The sequence below is a fragment of the Stenotrophomonas sp. B2 genome (assembly GCF_014947095.1).
Classification (GTDB): Bacteria; Pseudomonadota; Gammaproteobacteria; order Xanthomonadales; family Xanthomonadaceae; genus Stenotrophomonas; species Stenotrophomonas maltophilia_P.
Map to the genome: position 1 here is coordinate 1 of NZ_JADCQA010000003.1, position 16,683 is coordinate 16,683.

Annotated in this window: 15 protein-coding genes; 5 read left to right on the forward strand and 10 right to left on the reverse strand. The window is 63.1% G+C overall.

Annotated elements, in window-relative coordinates:
- Positions 1-234 precede the first annotated feature (234 nt).
- Positions 235-522 (forward strand): DUF3653 domain-containing protein, encoded by a 288-nt coding sequence (locus IMX13_RS03775; RefSeq protein ID WP_193395777.1) that lies wholly within the window; start codon positions 235-237, stop codon positions 520-522.
- A 64-nt stretch (positions 523-586) separates the two neighbouring features.
- Here the strand turns inward: IMX13_RS03775 and IMX13_RS03780 are convergent, their stop codons facing one another.
- The 9 genes from IMX13_RS03780 to IMX13_RS03815 all read right to left on the reverse strand — a co-directional run bounded on the left by IMX13_RS03780 (position 587) and on the right by IMX13_RS03815 (position 10,996).
- Positions 587-1,210: a nucleotidyltransferase family protein gene (locus IMX13_RS03780; protein ID WP_193395778.1), complete on the reverse strand. Its 624-nt coding sequence runs from the start codon at positions 1,208-1,210 to the stop codon at positions 587-589.
- Complete coding sequence (locus tag IMX13_RS03785) at positions 1,186-2,247, reverse strand: XdhC/CoxI family protein (protein ID WP_193395779.1); 1,062 nt, start codon at positions 2,245-2,247, stop codon at positions 1,186-1,188. Before IMX13_RS03785 ends, IMX13_RS03780 begins: the two co-directional genes overlap by 25 nt.
- Before the next feature lie 8 nt (positions 2,248-2,255).
- Entirely contained in the window at positions 2,256-4,460 is a 2,205-nt protein-coding gene (gene paoC / locus IMX13_RS03790; RefSeq protein ID WP_193395780.1) for an aldehyde oxidoreductase molybdenum-binding subunit PaoC, read from the reverse strand.
- Positions 4,460-5,410: a xanthine dehydrogenase family protein subunit M gene (locus IMX13_RS03795; protein ID WP_053515781.1), complete on the reverse strand. Its 951-nt coding sequence runs from the start codon at positions 5,408-5,410 to the stop codon at positions 4,460-4,462. Before IMX13_RS03795 ends, paoC begins: the two co-directional genes overlap by 1 nt.
- Positions 5,407-6,054, reverse strand: a complete 648-nt coding sequence (gene paoA / locus IMX13_RS03800; RefSeq protein WP_065182255.1) for an aldehyde dehydrogenase iron-sulfur subunit PaoA — start codon at positions 6,052-6,054, stop codon at positions 5,407-5,409. Before paoA ends, IMX13_RS03795 begins: the two co-directional genes overlap by 4 nt.
- A 1,577-nt stretch (positions 6,055-7,631) precedes the next feature.
- On the reverse strand, positions 7,632-7,931 hold the full coding sequence (locus IMX13_RS18840) for a hypothetical protein (RefSeq protein WP_227255271.1): 300 nt from the start codon (positions 7,929-7,931) through the stop codon (positions 7,632-7,634).
- 590 nt (positions 7,932-8,521) lie between these two features.
- The gene (locus IMX13_RS03805; protein WP_193395781.1) at positions 8,522-8,737 is read right to left on the reverse strand and encodes a hypothetical protein; all 216 of its coding nucleotides are present in this window, start codon (positions 8,735-8,737) and stop codon (positions 8,522-8,524) included.
- 427 nt (positions 8,738-9,164) lie between these two features.
- Positions 9,165-9,494 (reverse strand): hypothetical protein, encoded by a 330-nt coding sequence (locus IMX13_RS03810; protein ID WP_227255272.1) that lies wholly within the window; start codon positions 9,492-9,494, stop codon positions 9,165-9,167.
- Between the two features lie 305 nt (positions 9,495-9,799).
- On the reverse strand, positions 9,800-10,996 hold the full coding sequence (locus IMX13_RS03815) for a GAF domain-containing sensor histidine kinase (RefSeq protein ID WP_193395782.1): 1,197 nt from the start codon (positions 10,994-10,996) through the stop codon (positions 9,800-9,802).
- A 198-nt stretch (positions 10,997-11,194) separates the two neighbouring features.
- Between IMX13_RS03815 and IMX13_RS03820 the strand changes: the two genes are divergently transcribed.
- The 4 genes from IMX13_RS03820 (at position 11,195) to IMX13_RS03835 (ending at position 15,450) form a co-directional block, all read left to right on the forward strand.
- Positions 11,195-12,046 carry a helix-turn-helix transcriptional regulator gene (locus IMX13_RS03820; RefSeq protein ID WP_193395783.1) on the forward strand — a complete coding sequence of 284 codons (852 nt, stop codon included), beginning with the start codon at positions 11,195-11,197 and terminating at the stop codon, positions 12,044-12,046.
- 203 nt (positions 12,047-12,249) lie between these two features.
- Positions 12,250-14,556 (forward strand): TonB-dependent siderophore receptor, encoded by a 2,307-nt coding sequence (locus IMX13_RS03825; RefSeq protein WP_193395784.1) that lies wholly within the window; start codon positions 12,250-12,252, stop codon positions 14,554-14,556.
- A gap of 53 nt (positions 14,557-14,609) precedes the next feature.
- Complete coding sequence (locus tag IMX13_RS03830; protein ID WP_193395785.1) at positions 14,610-15,071, forward strand: hypothetical protein; 462 nt, start codon at positions 14,610-14,612, stop codon at positions 15,069-15,071.
- Positions 15,052-15,450: a hypothetical protein gene (locus IMX13_RS03835; RefSeq protein ID WP_111186954.1), complete on the forward strand. Its 399-nt coding sequence runs from the start codon at positions 15,052-15,054 to the stop codon at positions 15,448-15,450. Before IMX13_RS03830 ends, IMX13_RS03835 begins: the two co-directional genes overlap by 20 nt.
- A 99-nt stretch (positions 15,451-15,549) precedes the next feature.
- Here IMX13_RS03835 and IMX13_RS03840 read toward each other — a convergent pair whose 3' ends face one another.
- Positions 15,550-16,647, reverse strand: coding sequence for a hypothetical protein (locus IMX13_RS03840; protein WP_193395786.1), 1,098 nt, complete (start codon positions 16,645-16,647; stop codon positions 15,550-15,552).
- Positions 16,648-16,683 lie beyond the last annotated feature (36 nt).

Sequence of the window (16,683 nt, forward strand, 5' to 3'; positions counted from 1 at the left end):
GTGTGGCGGAAGCTCGCCGCGACCGCGATGGCGCTATGTCTGACTGTCGGGTTTGCTCTGCCCCACAAGGCGGCAGCAGCGGTGCCGGGCTTCGATAAGGCACAAGCTGTATACATTATGCGAAATGCTCTATAGGACGTTGGTTAGCTTCGTCGGCTCCGCATGGCAATGGCTGAGGCTCTGGCTTGGCTCTTGCCTCCCTGCTGGCTCCCCCGACAAGGATGAGCTTGCAGCATGATCGAGATCGATCCGCATAACCGAACTGACCTAACCGGTCCTTGGGCCGGTTTCGGCTTCCAAGCTGGGCACATGTTCACGCCTGAAGGTCACCAGCTGGAACCCTGCGATATGGCCTGGTGGTCTCTGACCCGCAACATTGCACGGGAATGGCGACTGATGATGGCCGATGCTCGCGAAAGTGCAACCGATCCAACACTGCCGACCGCCAAGCAATCCGCCACAACGAAATCCAGCGTGATCTACCTTACCGAAGCTCTCAGAATTCGCCGAGAACGGCGATAACCTCCAATGTGGTCTACATGAGCTGTGGCGCCATTGTCGGATTCCCGGCAGGTAAGCGCGCGACTCACTCAGTATCGATCCAGCCCGCATCGCGCGCACGCGCAAGATCTTCTGGCGTGTCGATGTCCAGGGCCAGTTCCGGTGCCTGTAGGACATGCACCGTATCGGCAGGAAGTTGCCGCAGGCGCGCTCCGAAGCCGCGGTCACCGGCTGCACCCACAGGGGTGAACCAGGCGCGCGGTACTACCGCGGGAACGCCAAGCGCACTCCCGTGACGGGTGCCCGCGCACGCTGATGCCGCGGCGCGGGCACCCGAAAGCAGCGCCTGCAGATGGGCGTGCTCGATTGCGGGCTGGTCGCATGCCACGACCATCACCGCGCTCACCGTCGGCAGCAGGTGTGCGCCGGCAACCTGCAGACTGCTCGCAAGGCCGCGTTCCCAGTGGTGGTTGGTTACCGGGGTGGCATCCAGCCCGGCAATGCTGGATGTCACAGCCTGTGCGTTTGCGCCTACTACGACCAGCACCTGCGCTGGCGCGAGCTCCAGCGCCAATCGGACCACGCGATGTACCAGGGTCTCGCCCTGCCGGGTTAGAAGCTGCTTGGGCTGGCCAAGTCGGGTGCTCCCGCCGGCAGCAAGCACGACGACCGCATGCGGGTCGGTCACCTGCCGTGCGCGCTTCGCCATTGCTGCAGCTGCGCGGCGATGCTGAGCGAAATCGCCTCTGGCCCTCGGCCGCCGATTTTCAGGCCAACCGGTGATCGAAGTCTCGGGGACAGGCGGTGGCGCTGATCCGGAGTCAGCAGTTTGAATAAGTCCTCGCGCCTTCGCTGCGGACCCAGCAGTCCAATGAACGCGACTTTGGTATCCGCCAGGGCCACCAGCGCCTCCCGGTCAAGTTCGAAATCGTGATGCATCACCAGTACCGCGTCGCACGGGTCGCCATGGAGGGCCTCGGCCGGGCTGGTCTGCAACTGTGCATCCGCGCCCTGCCCCGCTGAGGCCCAGCGCGCTCGCCGTTCGGCCACGCTGATCTGCCACCCCAGGCCACGCAGCAACGGAACCAGGAGGGGCGTTTCGGGACCGGCCCCCAGGATCAGGGCCCGCGGAAGCCGGGGCAGCGTCAAACGCCATGTGCCCTCGCCAAAGGACTGCGCCCCGTCCATCGGATGCAGCTGCCACGCCTGCTCGCAATTGCCTGCGCGGAAAACGATCTGCTCCGATGCGCGAAGCTCGCGCTGTAGTGGCACACCCTCGCGCAGCCATGCCTCGATGACAACGTCGATGCCGGCCATGGCACGTAATGGCAGGAGCGCAATCCGCAGCCGACCGCGGCACCCAAGTGCGGACCCACTCAGCAGGTCCTCGTCACTGCGCGTGTCGATCTCGATCCAATCGACCTGCCCTGCCACGCTTACCTGCTCTGCACGTCGCGCGAGCTCGGGCTCCAGGCATCCGCCGCTCAGCCAGCCGACCTGGCTGCCGTTGCAGAACAGCACCATGTCGCCGGCACCGGCGTAGGTGGAGCCATCGGTTTCCAGCACCAGCGCGAGCACGGCGTGCTGCCCCGCGCGCACGCGCGTCAAGGCCGTCTCGAGCACGCTCCGCGGGCTTCCTTCGGTGAGGAAGCCCGGCGCTGGGGGCAGGTCCCCGGCAAGATCGCCGGGCTCCCCTCCGCCTACCGCTGAAGCCTCCAGCGCGGGTGAGGCTACGGGTCGGTCCATGCGCAACCTCAGCCCACGTCGGGCAAGCCGGGCAACAGCTTGTCCAGGGTGATGGGATAGCTGCGTACGCGCACACCGGTTGCGTTGTAGACCGCATTGGCGATCGCGGCGCCGACCCCACAGATGCCCAGTTCACCCACGCCCTTGGCCTTCATCGGAGAGATCACCGGGTCAAGCGTATCGAGGAAGACCACTTCCTGGTACGGAATATCGGCGTGCACGGGAACCTCGTAGCCGGCCAGGTCGTGGTTGATGAACAAGCCAAGCCGCTTGTCGACCACCAGTTCCTCCATGAGCGTCGCACCCGCGCCCATCACCATCCCGCCGATGACCTGGCTGCGTGCGGACAGCGGATTGAGGATCCGGCCGCCATCGCATACGGCAAGCATGCGGCGAATGCGCGTCTCTCCAGTGTAGGCATGCACGGCGACCTCGCAGAAATGCCCTGCGTAGGTGCCGACGTCGTAGCCTTGTTTGAAGTCGCCGAAGGCAATGCCGTCCTCCGCCGACAGTGTCCCCGCCTCCGCCAGCTTGATGGTCCGCCCACCCGCCTGGATGCTGCCATTGGCGAAGTTTGCGGTGTCGCCGTCGAAGCCCAGTTTCTCGCCCACCTTGCGGCGCAGGCTGACGCACGCCGCGTACACGCCTGCGGTGGAGCTTGCCGCGCCCCACTGGCCGCCGGAACCGGCGGAGGCGGGATGACGAGAGTCGCCGAGGGTCACCTGGACCCGGTCCAGCGGCACGCCCATGGTCTCGGCTGCCGTCTGCGCGATGATCGTGTAGGAGCCCGTGCCGATGTCGGTCATGTCGGTTTCCACGATCACGCCGCCCTGGCCGTCGAGCCGCACCCGCGCCGCCGACTTCATCGTCGGTGCGCCGCGATAGCCCGCGGACACGCCCATGCCGACCAGCCAGTGCCCTTCCCTTACCTGCGCCGGCCTGGCATTGCGCTTGTTCCAGTTGAAGCGCTTGGCGCCTTCGCGCAGGCAGCGCACCAGGTTGCGGTCGGAGAACTTCTTGGACGGGTCGCCGGGTACGACCTCCGGCTCGTTGAGGATGCGGAACGCAATCGGGTCGAGGCCCAGCTTCTCGGCCATCTCGTCCATCGCCACTTCCAGCGCCATGTGGCCCGGCGCTTCGCCCGGCGCGCGCATTGCATTGCCTTCGGGCATGTCGAGCGTGGCGATGTAGTTGGCCACCAGGCGGTTGGCGCCCGCGTAGAGCTTGGGCGTCTGCAGGGTGCCGTTCTCGCCGTCCTCGCCGTTGATGTTGCCCGACCAGTTTTCATGGGCGATGGCGGAGATCCTGCCGTCTTTCGCGCAACCGATCCGGACGCGTTGAATGGTTGCGTGCCGGTGGGTGGTATTGTTGGCCATCAAAGGCCGTTGCAGCGCGATCTTCACCGGTCGCCCGACCTGCTTGGCCGCCAACGCGGCCAGCACCGCGTCGGCACGGATGAACAGCTTGCCGCCGAAGCCGCCGCCGATATAGGGCGAGTCCACGCGCACCTTGGCAGGATCGATGCCGAGGATCGCCGCCATGCCCTGCCTGGCCCAGTCGATCATCTGGTTCGCCGTCCACAGCGTGAGCGTGTCGCCCTCCCAGGCGGCGATGGTGGCGTGCGGCTCCATCATCGAATGACTTTCGTCGGAGGTGTGGTAGGTCTCGTCGAGTTTGACCGCGGCGCTCGCGTAGGCGGTGTCGAAATCGCCCAGCGCCTGCCGGTCGGGCTTGCCATCGCGCCCCTTTGCCAGCGGCGCGGACGGCGCCAGTGCGGGAAAATCAAAACGGCCCTTGCCGCGCTCATAGCGGGTGCGGATCAATGCCGCGGCGGCGCGGGCCTGCTCGAAGGTCTCTGCCACCACGCAGGCGATGGCCTGGTGGTAGTGGGCCACTTCGGGGCCGCCGAACAGCGGTGCATTGTTCCAGTTCGATTTGCCGACCGGCTTGGTCTCCGGTGCGGTGATGACCGCCAGCACGCCCGGGGCGGCGCGTGCGCGGGAGGCATCCATCGAAATGATGCGCCCCTTCCCGATGCCCGCGCCGACGATATAGCCGTAGGCCTGGTTCGGTGCCACGTCATGGCGCTCATACGCATAGGGGGCGGTGCCGGTGGTCTTGCGTGGGCCGTCGATGCGCGGCGTCGACTTGCCGACGACCTTCGCTTTGTCGAACAGGTTGTCACCGGCGGGGGCGTTGAATTCAAGGGGCATCAGTGCTCTCCTTCCACCAGCACGGCTGCGAGGGTGCGCTCGGCGAGAGCGATCTTGAACGCGTTCTCCCGCGTCGGACGGGCGCCGGCGAACACCTGCCGGGCCGCGGCCTTTACGCCGTCGCGCAGCAGGGGTTCGGCTGCCTCGATGCGCCACGGCTTCGGCGCAACTCCACCGAAGGCGAACCGCGCCGAGCCGTCTTGCTGCACGACCGCGGCGACCGACACCAGTGCGAACGCATAGGACGCGCGGTCACGTACCTTGTGGTACACGTGCCGACCGCCCAGGGGTTCCGGCAGCGTGACGTGGGTGATCAGCTCACCGCGCTGCAGCACGTTGTCCTGCTGCGGCCTGTCGCCGGGGGAACGATGGAAATCGGCGATCGGGATGCTGCGCGTACTACCGTCACCCCTGACGGTCTGGATCGAGGCGTCCAGCACCCGCAGGGCCACCGCCATGTCGCCCGGATAGGTCGCGATGCAGCTGTCCGAGGTGCCGATCACGCCCATCTGCCGGGAGAACCCTTCGAGCGCGCCGCAGCCTGATCCGGGCAGGCGCTTGTTGCAGGGAAGATGGGGGTCGTAGAAGTACGGGCAGCGCGTGCGCTGCAGCAGATTTCCGCCGGTGGTGGCTTTGTTGCGCAGCTGCCCGGAGGCGCCTGCCACGATCGCGCGGGTCAGCACCGCGTAGTCGCGGCGCACGCGTTCATGCGAGGCCAGTGCGGTATTGGTGACCAGCGTGCCGATGCGCAGGCCGCCCTCGTCGGTGGGTTCGATCCTGTCCAGGCCGATGTCCTGCACGTCGACCAGGTGCGTTGGCGTCTCGACCTCCAGCTTCATCAGGTCGAGCAGGTTGGTCCCTCCGGCCAGGAACTTCGCGCCCTCGGTACCGGCCACGGCTTTGGCGGCCTCGGCCGGGGATTTCGCGCGTTCGTAACTGAAGGCCCTCATGAGCGCCTCCCTGCAGAGGTCACGCCAGCGACCTCTTGCATTGCCTCGGCAATGTTGGAATAGGCGCCGCATCGGCAGAGGTTGCCACTCATGCGTTCGCGCATTTCCATGCTAGTGGCCTGGGGCAGTGCGCTGACGTCCGCCTGCACATGGCTGGGGACACCCCGCTTGATCTCGTCCAGTACCGCTACCGCCGAACAGATCTGCCCCGGCGTGCAATACCCGCACTGGTAACCGTCATGCTTGATGAAGGCGGCCTGCATCGGATGCAGGTCATCGGGGGTTCCGAGGCCTTCGATGGTGGTGATGGCATCGCCCTGGTGCTGCACCGCCAGGCTGAGGCAGGCATTGATGCGCTCACCGTTGACCAGCACGGTACAGGCACCGCATTGACCGTGGTCGCAGCCCTTTTTGGTCCCGGTCAGCTCCAGATGTTCGCGCAGGGCATCGAGCAGCGTGGTCCGCGTGTCGAGCTCAAGCTCCCGGCGCGCGCCGTTGACGGTCAACGCCACCGTGCTGATGACCGGCGGCCTGGGCGGCGGGGATGCCGCCAGCTCGGCGGCGAGCGATGACGCCCCCGGTGCGGCGGACATCGCCACGGTCGTGGCGCCGCCGGCGATCACCTGGCGACGCGTCAACTTCATTCCTTCATCCCAACTTGGCACAGTGACCTCCTGGCGTTCGGGGAAACCCCGTGGCTGGATGGACGCGCTCACACTACTCAGAGGGCACTATGCCCGTCTTCGGGGTACAGATTTGTGAAGCCGGTCGGAGGCATGCCGGCATCAACGGCCGAGCGTACTGGCCGGTCATCTTCAATGCCGTCTCTGGCAAGCGTGCGCCACAGACACTGATCTGCGCCACTGATCTGCCCCATCAGCGGAAGCCACGAGGGGATACTGAATCCCGATTGGAGATTCGTCTATGCCCGTCAACACCCGCCGCAGCTGGGTTGAGCTCAAACAAGGATTAAAACGTGGAGTCGCCTCGACGCTCGGATCTGATGCATCCGAGTCTTAACACGCCAACCTGCTGTGGATAGTCGAGATCCGGAATGGACTGCATCTGCCATGCGTAGGGCGGAAGTTTCAGTATTCGTCCTTGCAGTGGAGGAAATGTCTTCAGCTGCCGGCTTGAACCGGGAAGGCTCTAGTTTGGCCATGGAGATCGTGGCGCCGCGGTAGAGCTACGGTTCGATGAATCAGTGCCTCAGCTTTCCGCCAGATCTCTGCAACGAACACGATCACTCGGAAACTCCACCGTCAGGCCCATTTCGGCAGACAGCTGCTCTATCGCGTGCGCGGAAACTGACCTGCAGCGGCACTTCGCAGATGCGAAGCAAGAACTGGGTGGCACCGCCAGGGGCCAGCACCACATTGCTGCCGTGGGCTGGCAACGGCTTTGCCCCCTGGGGATGTGCCCCGTTCGGGCATCCTTCCTGGCTATCCACCTCGACCGCCAGCCGGAGACGATTGACGTGAAGGGGATCTCACATCAAAGAGCGGACACTGCAATCTCGCGGCTCTTCTCCGGTGCACAATCCTTTGCTCCCGTGTCCAGCCCCCCAAATGGCACGACCATGCACCCTCCCAACGCCTTCAGGGTCCATTCGATCCTGCCCCAGCTTGCGCTCAATGGCGCAATCATCCGACTGGATCAGGTGCGTTCAACCTGTAGAAGCTGTGGGCTGAGGTCGTCAATGACCAGGGGCGCAGGCTTTGAAACAGATCAGAAGGGAACCACCCTCACCTGCCCTGCATGCGGGGCCACAGGTCTGATGGACGAAATGGAGATCTGGCACCACTGGCTCGAGCAGTGCCGTCGTCAACAACTCTTGGCGCGCTCCAAGCAGATGATCCATTCGATATCGAGGACTAGAAGCGAGTGATGGACATGCCCGAAGGGCTGGATTGCCTCCGCCGCCGCGAAGGCTCCACTGAGGTCTGTCGCGGCTGCCTGAAAGTGATCGCGTGTGGGGCGCAAGGCTGTTGCTGCCGATCGCGCGCGGGCAGCTACCCGAGGCATGGATTCAGCTGCTGCCTGATTTCGCAGGATGTTCCGTCATTGCGCATGACCACGTTTGGGCCCGGAGGCATCGGCACCGCGCCGCGTGCAGCGTACGCAAAGTCTTTCGGCCGGCTGGGCTGGCCCTACGCCATGATCTCAGAGCGGCGGCGAACCCACCGGGAGAGTGATCCTCCAGTCCCGGAAACGGCGCGCTTCAGCCGTCGGCTGGATGTCTCCCGGCCAAACTTCCCATCGTAAAGGCGAATCCCGCCTCTTCCAGAAGCGCCCTCATGCGCAGTTCCACGCGACGAGGTGAGCGCAGCCCATTGGGCGCATAAAGGGCATACACGTAGCCAGCACCGTCAATGATCTCGCGGCGTACTGCGCACTCGGTCGATTCACTGGCTTCGCACCAGACAGACATCAGCCTGGCGGGGCTGATCGACTGTCCGTTCCGAAGACGGAAGAACAACCAGCGCACGCCTGGCGGTTGGGCTCGATCTACTCTAGCCATTGCGAGCCCCGGATCCGCCTCGACAGATCGCTGAGAACTTCAGGATCCAGGCGAGGGCGGTCATCTCTCGATGAGCGTGGCGGATCTATGCGCTCACCACCTCTCACCAGAGCGGGGAGATCGGACTGAAGGTCAATCCACCCCCCGGCAGGAAGGCGGAGCCACGTACCCGTTCGGTCGTAGATGCATATCGGGAAGTTCATAGCGTTGCTCCTGGATTTATCGAGCATACGCTTGCGCAATGTCAGGTCCGAATGCGACTACTCCAAGGCTGACGCATCGACTCTCTTTGCACAAATGAACACGCGTGCCTCGTCTCGCTGAACTTTCAGGAACGACTCAAGCCAGCAAAGAGCAGCGCCTCGATTGGCAATCACTCTTCCCAACTCTTCAGTCAAACACCGCGCACACTCCATTCCGCCAGGACTCTCGCCATGGCAGGCCCGGCACTGAGCCATCGTCGTCGTGCTGACCGGGCGCGACTGGTACATGATCTGAGACATCAAGGTCACAGCCTGATTGTGAGACGACATTCCAGCCTTCCTGTCGATGCCGAAGCAGCCGCGCTGGGCGCGGCCACCTCTGGGGCATCAACGCTGACTGTCGCGATCAACCCCCGCCTTTGGGTTCTGGCCAGGGCTTGGCTGTCCAGTCTCTGTTTCGCTTGGCTGCTGCTGTTGCTGCCCTTGCTGTCCGGCCAGATCCTCACCGCCGAGATCCTTGCCGTCCGCGTGGCCCTGCTGGCCGGGCTTCTTCTCGACACTCGAGTTGCGGCCATCATTCTGGTTCTGGGAAGTGTTGTTCATGTCTTGCTCCGATGCAGCCATCTGCTGCGACCCCACAGTGGGCTTCAGCGCGTTACGCAGCCGTGCCCGATTGGATCGAGTATGAACAAGCGCCATGAACAGGCCGCTGTCCTGAAGGGTGTACAGTGCATGTCCAACAGGAGCAAACCATGGAACGCACGAGGAACAAGGATTTCGTTGACGTCGAGCGTGAGCTCACCCATTGGGGCTTGGCATTCAACTCTGGCGCCCTGCCTGCTGTCAGCTTTCGCCATGAAGTTGACCCCGTTATCCGGCTCGCGTGTGACATCTACATCAGAGATCCGCACGGAATGCGCGAGGCATGGCTGGGCGCCCTCCAAGTCAGGCTTGCGGCTCGATCCAGTCTCCGCGGGCACCCCGGCGCAGCGGAGATCGCGACCCTATGCTGGTCACGACTCTCCTGCCCTTAGCAACGCCCCTCCTGCCCAGCCGCATCATTCCCTTCCCGCATCAGCTGATCATTCAGCACGTGGACGATGGACATGACAGCATCTGCAAGCGCCCGAGAGTCGCTGATCGAACCGTAGAAGTAGATCTTCGAGCCTTCAACCCGGACTTGCGCAAGCGAAAGCTGAGACGCCAGCGCCTCACACTTCATCAGGAACAGTTCAATCCAGCGAGCACCGGGGGCAAGATCCAGCAATGCAATGATGGCCTCGTCGGTAGATGAGTCGACATGCTCCTGTAGCCGTGGCACGTCGAAACCTACGATTCTTGGAAGCATGGAGGCGCTCAACGATCTGTCCTCTCGCTCAGGGGCAATCTCAGTATCGCCCACGGTACACAGATCTACAATCAAGCGTTCGAGAAGGGACTTCCCGACCAACCCAGCAAGGAGGCACGATCCACGCTGGATGCGCGAGAGTTTCCGTTGACAGAGCTATTGTCCGGCCAACAGGTGCCTGACGGTCTGCCTTCGCCCTCGCGCAGCGTACGAAGTGCTACGACGTGAGCTACCACAGCTTGCTTGAGCGAAAGTCCACCGCGGCCTACCTCCTGGATAGTGCATGCCGCGGCATCAAGCAGGGCCAGCCCCGGCGCTCAGGCAACATCCGCGCTTGGCATCCGGAACGTGAATACTGTTCCGGCACTTTCACTTGACACCACATCGAGTATCCCGCCATGAGACTTGGCAATCTCCGATGCGATGTAGATGCCCAGACCAAGACCTGGCCTGGGAAGCTCGCCCTTCTCACGCGAGAACGGGTTGAAAATGGTGCTGAGCCTGTCGGGCGCAATGCAGCCTGCGTTGTGCACATCCAGCGTGAGGCGATTGGATGCAGCGTGCACCCTCAGCGTGACAGGAAGCGACCGCTCGCCATGCTGCACTGCGTTCGTCAGCAGGTTGGCCAGCAGCTGCGACAGTCTGCCGGGATCGCAGACCACGCTGCCCTCGATCCGCATCTGCACATCGATGTCCTCGCGACCGGTGGCGATCGCCACCTCCGCTGCAACTCGTTCAAGGTCAGCTTGCAGCGTATCGCTTTCCCGGAGCGAGATCGGGATGCCTCCACCCAATCGGCCCCTGGCAAAATCAAGTACATCGTTTATGAGCCCATCCATCCGGGTCACGCCAGATGCGATGTGCGCAAGCATCTGCTGCTGACGCGCGGACGTCGCCTCATCCTCAAGTGCATCTGCTGCTACGCTGATTGCCTGGAGGGGGCTGCGAAGATCATGGCCCAGTACCGCGATGAACTGATCGCGCAAGTCGGAATCCCGCTGCGCGTCCGAAAGCGCCGTCTCCGCTTCCTGTAGGCGGTCCTCCTTGTCCAGATAGTTGCCGACGAGCTCGGCAAGCAGCTCCATGGACCGTCGGACATGGGCTTCATCGAAGTTGCCCGGCGAAGAATCAATGGCGCACAGGGTGCCGAAGAAACTGCCGTCCGGCCGATGAATCGGAACCGACGCGTAACTCTCAAGCCCGTAGATCCGAGGCGTGTGGTGCTTGGAGTACAGCGGGTGGGTACTGGCGCGTGCGAAAACCACGGAGGTTGATGACTGCCTGATCTCGTCACAGATGGTGGTTTCCAGAACCAGCTGCCCGCCTGGAACAAGCCCGAACCCGAGCGTGTCCAGGGTGGCGCAGGCGGTCCAGGTCGTCTCTGTAACCCTGGCAATCGCCGTGAATCTCGAGCCCGTGATATGGGCTACGGTTTCAAGGATGCGCGGCACTGCCTCGATACGACCGATCTCAGCGACGTCATTGAGCAGGTGGGGATCAGTCAGCGTATGCATATGTGGCAGGCGGGCACAGTGATGCATCATCCCATGAAACCGCCATCGCAAGCCGGCTCCGTTCAGAAGGGGGCGTCCAAAGCGGGCAATCGAGCGATGAGCGCGCAGCCGCGAGGATGCGCCTGCTTCATTGACAAGTGAATGGCCGCAATCCCTAATCGGGCGGCAGATCGCCGTCCGCCTATCGACCCCTCCATCATGTCCAGAGTATCCACCACTGATTTCGCAGCGCACGCGAGCGTCGACAGCCTTCACCAGGCAGTTGTAGCCGTTACTGCCGCTTCGGTGGCGCGGGACTGGGAAAATGAGCGCCACCAGCACCGCAAGGCACAGCTGATCTATTCGGTTCGCGGCGTCTTGACCTGCGAGGTGGAAGATGGCGTCTGGATCGTTCCTCCGCAGTGCGCAGTCTGGATACCGGGCGACCTTCCCCACTCGGCAAGGGGAGCGGGACACACAGAATGCTACTGCCTGTTTGTCGAGCCGGAGGCCGCACCGGACCTCCCAACGTTCTGCTGTACCGTTGCGGTTTCGCCATTGCTGCGCGAACTGCTGTTGAAGGCGGCTGATTTTCCTGAGCGGTATGCAGCTGGAGGCAAGGAGGAGCGCCTCATTGCCACATTGCTCGACCAGCTGGCAGAGGCCCCGGTTGAAGATCTGCATCTGCCGATGCCGCGCGATGCAAGACTCCGTCGCCTGGCCGAGTGCCTGCTGGCCGACCCGACCGACAAGACCCCGAAGGGCGTATGGGCGAGCCGCGTCGGCATGAGCGAGCGCAGCATGAGCCGCCTCCTGCAGGACGAGATCGGTATGGGCTTTGGTCGTTGGCGCCGGCAGCTGCACGTCATCCTCGCGCTCCAACGTCTGGCCCAAGGTGAAAGCGTTCAAACGATCGCACTGGATCTGGGGTACGGCAGTGCAAGCGGCTTTGTAACCATGTTTCGCAAGGCGATGGGAAAGCCACCTGGGCGCTACCTTTCAGAACGTTCCATGCTGGTGCCGCAGATCGCGCCGCCCACAATCACCTTGCCCGGCCATCTGCCGGGCTGAACGGGCTGGCCAACTCCCGTTCAAACCCCCGGCCTGCTCCACCTCTGGCCCGGTACGACCCCGCCCCTTCGTGTAGCCGACTCTCGCCTGCCGCCTGCCGCTGCCGACCTGGCCTGACTGAACAATAGTCTGGCCTGGGTTCGCCAGTGTTCCACTGGATTTCGTTGTTAAATGTGCCGCCCAAGCGCGAATGACTATTATTTATGACTGGCCAGCAGAGCGCCGATGCTCCCCATTACCCGATCAACGTGCTTGCAGGTGCGGATGGGAATTCTGCTCTGGAGTACAGGCGCGGGCGCCCGAGGGACGCCCGATACGCTGGCCTGGCCGTGGCAGTTGCATGGGCCCTGCTGGGCGCGCCGACCGCATTTGCAGGCGAATCCGTTCCGTCGGATCGCGCGGACGAAAGGACAGCGCCGGAAGAGACCGCGTTACCCACGGTTACAGTGCTGGCTCACAAGGACAAGTCGGCCACAGAGGGCACAGGATCGTATACGACGCGGGAGTCCTCTGCCGCCACGCGCATGCCGCTGTCGCTCAAGCAGACGCCGCAGGCACTGACTGTACTGACGCGTCAGCGCATGGATGACCAGCACCTGGACTCGGTGCAGGCAGCGCTGGAGAGCACTTCTGGAATCGCCACGTACCAGTCGGACAGTGAGCGTACCAGCTTCTATGCGCGAGGCTTCCTGATCAATAACATCCAGTACAACGGCATACCCACGGTGGTCGGCAGCACCGTCAATGGAAGTGGCAACGGCGCTGTTGATACAGCCTTCTACGACCGCGTGGAAGTCGTGCGTGGTGCATCGGGCCTGCTGACAGGTACCGGCAACCCTTCAGCCGCGATCAATCTTGTCCGCAAACGACCGACACGTGATTTCTCGGCGAGCGCTTCGCTGGGGGCCGGCAGCTGGGAGACCTATCGGGGCGTCGCCGACATCTCCACACCGCTGACCGCGGACGGTCGGATCCGGTCGCGACTGGTGGGGACATATCAGGACGGACATAGCTACCTTGATGGTTACAGGCCGCAGAGGAAGTCACTGTACGGCGTCATCGAGGCCGATCTGACCGCCGACACGACCTTCCGCCTGGGGTACGAATACCAGGACATCACGCCGAAGGAATCGACCTGGGGAGGCCTGCCACTTTGGTTCAGCGATGGTACGCAAGCGGAGTATCCGCGCTCCAGGAACTACGCGCAGGACTGGAGCTATTGGGACAACACCCTCAAGACGGCCTTCGCCGAAATCGAGCATCTCTTCGGAAACGGCTGGAAGTTCCAGGCCACCGCGAATCAATATCGGACCGAGCATGCCGCCGAGCTCCTTGGCCTGATCGGCCGACCTGATCGTGCCACAGGCCTGGGCGTGTTCCCCAACGGGGCCTATCCGGTAGCGCTGGCGTCCGAGGGGCGCAGTCGCCAAAACACGTTCGACGTCATGGCCGGCGGCCCCTTCCAGCTGTTTGGCCGACAGCACGATCTGGTCGTCGGCGCCACCCGCTCGCGGCGCAACGCATATCAGGAGGACGTCGCCCCCTTCTATGCAGGCATCTGGCCGGTGAACGTGTATGAGTTGAGCCCCTCATTCCGCAGGCCTGACTTCGATGCGATGTCCACAACGCCGACGCGAACCCGAATCAAGCAAGGTGGCGTCTACAGCGCGGCGCGACTCTCGCTGGCTGAACCATTGAAGCTGATCGTCGGGGGTCGCCTCAGTACCTATGAAATCGACGATGCGGCCGGTGGAGCACCGGTGCACTACAGAAGAAGTGGCGAGTTCACCCCGTACGCCGGCCTGATCTACGACATCAACGCGACGTACTCGGTCTACGCCAGCCACACAGGAGTGTTCAACCCCCAGACCGAGTATCGGGACAGCAACGGTAACGTGCTGACCCCTTCAAAAGGCAGAACAAGCGAAATCGGGCTGAAGGCAGGGCTTCTTGACGGGCGCTTGACTGCATCGATTGCCCTCTTCCACACCGAACTGGACAACGCCGCGCAATCGGTCGCCGGCACCTACACACCCAGCGGAGCGCAGGCTTACCGCGGCGCCGACGGGACCAGGTCTGGCGGTATCGAGCTGGATCTTCAGGGAGAGCTGTCCCGTGGATGGAACGTCTACGCGGGTGTCGCGCACTTCACTGCGAAGGACGGTGCCCACGAGCGCTTGAACACGCAGTTGCCCCGCACCACAGCGCAGCTTTTCACGACCTATCGGTTGCCGGGCCAATGGGACCGCTTGACGCTGGGCGGCGGCTTCAAATGGCAAAGCCGCTTCTACAACGCGCCCAACACAGGAACCAGTTCCCTGGGTGGAGAACAGGGATCCTATGCACTTCTCTCGGTAATGGGTCGCTACTCCATCACGGACAAATCCAGTGTGGCTATCAACGTCAACAACGTCCTGGACAGGAAGTACGCGCTTCAGAAGGGAGATTTCGACACCGTCGGCTATGGCGCGCCGCGCAATGTGATGGTGACGCTGGACTACAGATACTGATTCATCACTGTACCCGACAAGATCCATAGAGGCTCATCAGAGAACAATCCGCCATGCCCACTCAGCCCTCCTCGCCCACCGCCCCACCCCGGCCCGGAAGTGTTCCAGACAAAGTTGCATTGCTGTGGCTGACAACTGCCGCTGGCGCCATTCTCTTTGTCACCTTCCAGCTGTTCTTCTACGTCAACGACTTCGCCAGGGCCAAAGGAGCGGCACCGGCGATCACGTTTGATCACGATGCGCTCTGGGCATTTCCCGCCTATTACGGGTGCTGGATAGTGACAGTGCTTCTCGCACTGTCAAATACCCGAAGATCCTGGTGGATTGCGCTGGTACTGGGGAGCGCACTTGTGCTGCTGAATACGCTCGGCGGCGTCTTCGACGGTTTCAGGGACGGTTGGCACGTCACCTTTTCCGCAATCTTCTTCATCACGCTGCCGGGCCTGTTCGCTGCAGCGACCACCTGGCGACACATCAAACTGAAGGAAGCCGCCCATGTCGATGAACAGCAGTGATTTTCCCCTGGTCTGGATGGACCTCGCGCAAGGCCCCGAACACGAACATCAGGATGACTTCGACGCATTCGAGGAAAATCTGCGCCGGGGGGAGCCCTTCGTACTTCTCACTGATACGGCGCCATCGGAGGAGCATGACCACTCGCCAGCGGAGAAGAAACGCATGGCGCTGTGGATGAAGCAGCACAAGGCCGAGCTTCGCAGGCTGGTTCTGGCGATGGTCCTGGTCGAGCCCAATCCGGCCAAGCGCGTCGCCTACAAGGCGTTCTCGGTACCCTTTTCCAAGTTCTGGGGCTACCCTCTCCACATTGTCACCTCACGCGAGAAGGCAATAGAAGTTGCGAGGAATCTGCTGTCTCAATCAAACGAGACGCCCTGAGCCGCCTTCGTTGGGCGCTGTACCTGCGGCGCCGCAGCGCTCCTGACAGCATGCCTCCGAGTTCTTCAATGGAAGGTCCTGCTGAGCGCGCGAGGCCGATCAGAAGTAGAAACCGAGGTTCAGATTCAACCGAGAATGCCAGCGCGAAGGGCCTCCCTCGCTGATGCCGATGCCGTCGCCGCCGGCAAACCACATGTTGCGTCCGGCGATCCAATCGACATAGGTGAGCATGACGCCCTTCTGCAGGCTGCAACCGGTCACGTTCTGCCACGAGTTGCGTAGGCCCGCGCGGTGCCCGACCGGTCGGGTCATGCTGAGGTTGTTGTAGCAGGTGACGTCGTCCAGCCAGCCCTTCTGGCCGAACGAATAGGCGACGTTGGCGCTTGGCACATCCGCCTGCGCTGCAACCTGGAAGGGGGATTGGAACGCCGACATCGCGATGCGATCTCCGGGCACGTCATACCGGTACCGCGCCCACTGCAACTGCGCGGTCCAGCCATCGCGCGGCCACTGTGCATGCAGAGCTGCACCCTGGTGACCGTAATGGCGTCGTGTCTGTGTGTTCTGCACTTTGCCGGCGAACGCGGATGCGCCCAGCAACAGGTCCCCGCCAGCCCAGTCGCGCGCATTCTCCACGCGTGCATGCAGCCGTTGCCGCTCGCGATACGGCAACGCCTCGGTCTGCGCGACATCGAAGGAGTAGCGATCGTAGCGAGCACCCGATCCGTATTCGTCTCCGGAGAACCAGCCCAGATGCCAGGTTGTGCTGCCGCTGCGGTGAATCACTACAAGGCCCGGATCGTAATCATCCTCGATGCCCAGGTAGTAGCCGGAGCCGAACCAGAAACTCTGCGAAACGGTAGGGAGCAGCCCGAATGGGACTTGCTGGATACCTGCCTTCAGCTGGGTAGCATCGGAGAACTGCCAGCCCGCGTAGGCGTGATGCACAGCGTCGAAACCATCGTACCAGCGGTATTGGGCAGAGAAGGAAAACGGCCCGGTCCCAGCGTCGAGGTCTGCACGCAGCAGTTCAAGCTGGAGGCGGCTGGTCGCGCCGTAGTCGAGCCAGCCGTAATTGAACCTTGCCGCGCCGCCCGGCTCGAAGTAAGCGCCGCCGTTTCGATCGCGTTCCGATGCCTCCGCTGTCAGCGAAGCGCTGACGAGCACGGCAGCGGCAATAGAGGAAATGGCTCTCACGATGGGGCTACTTGCCTCCCTGTTCCGCATGTGAAA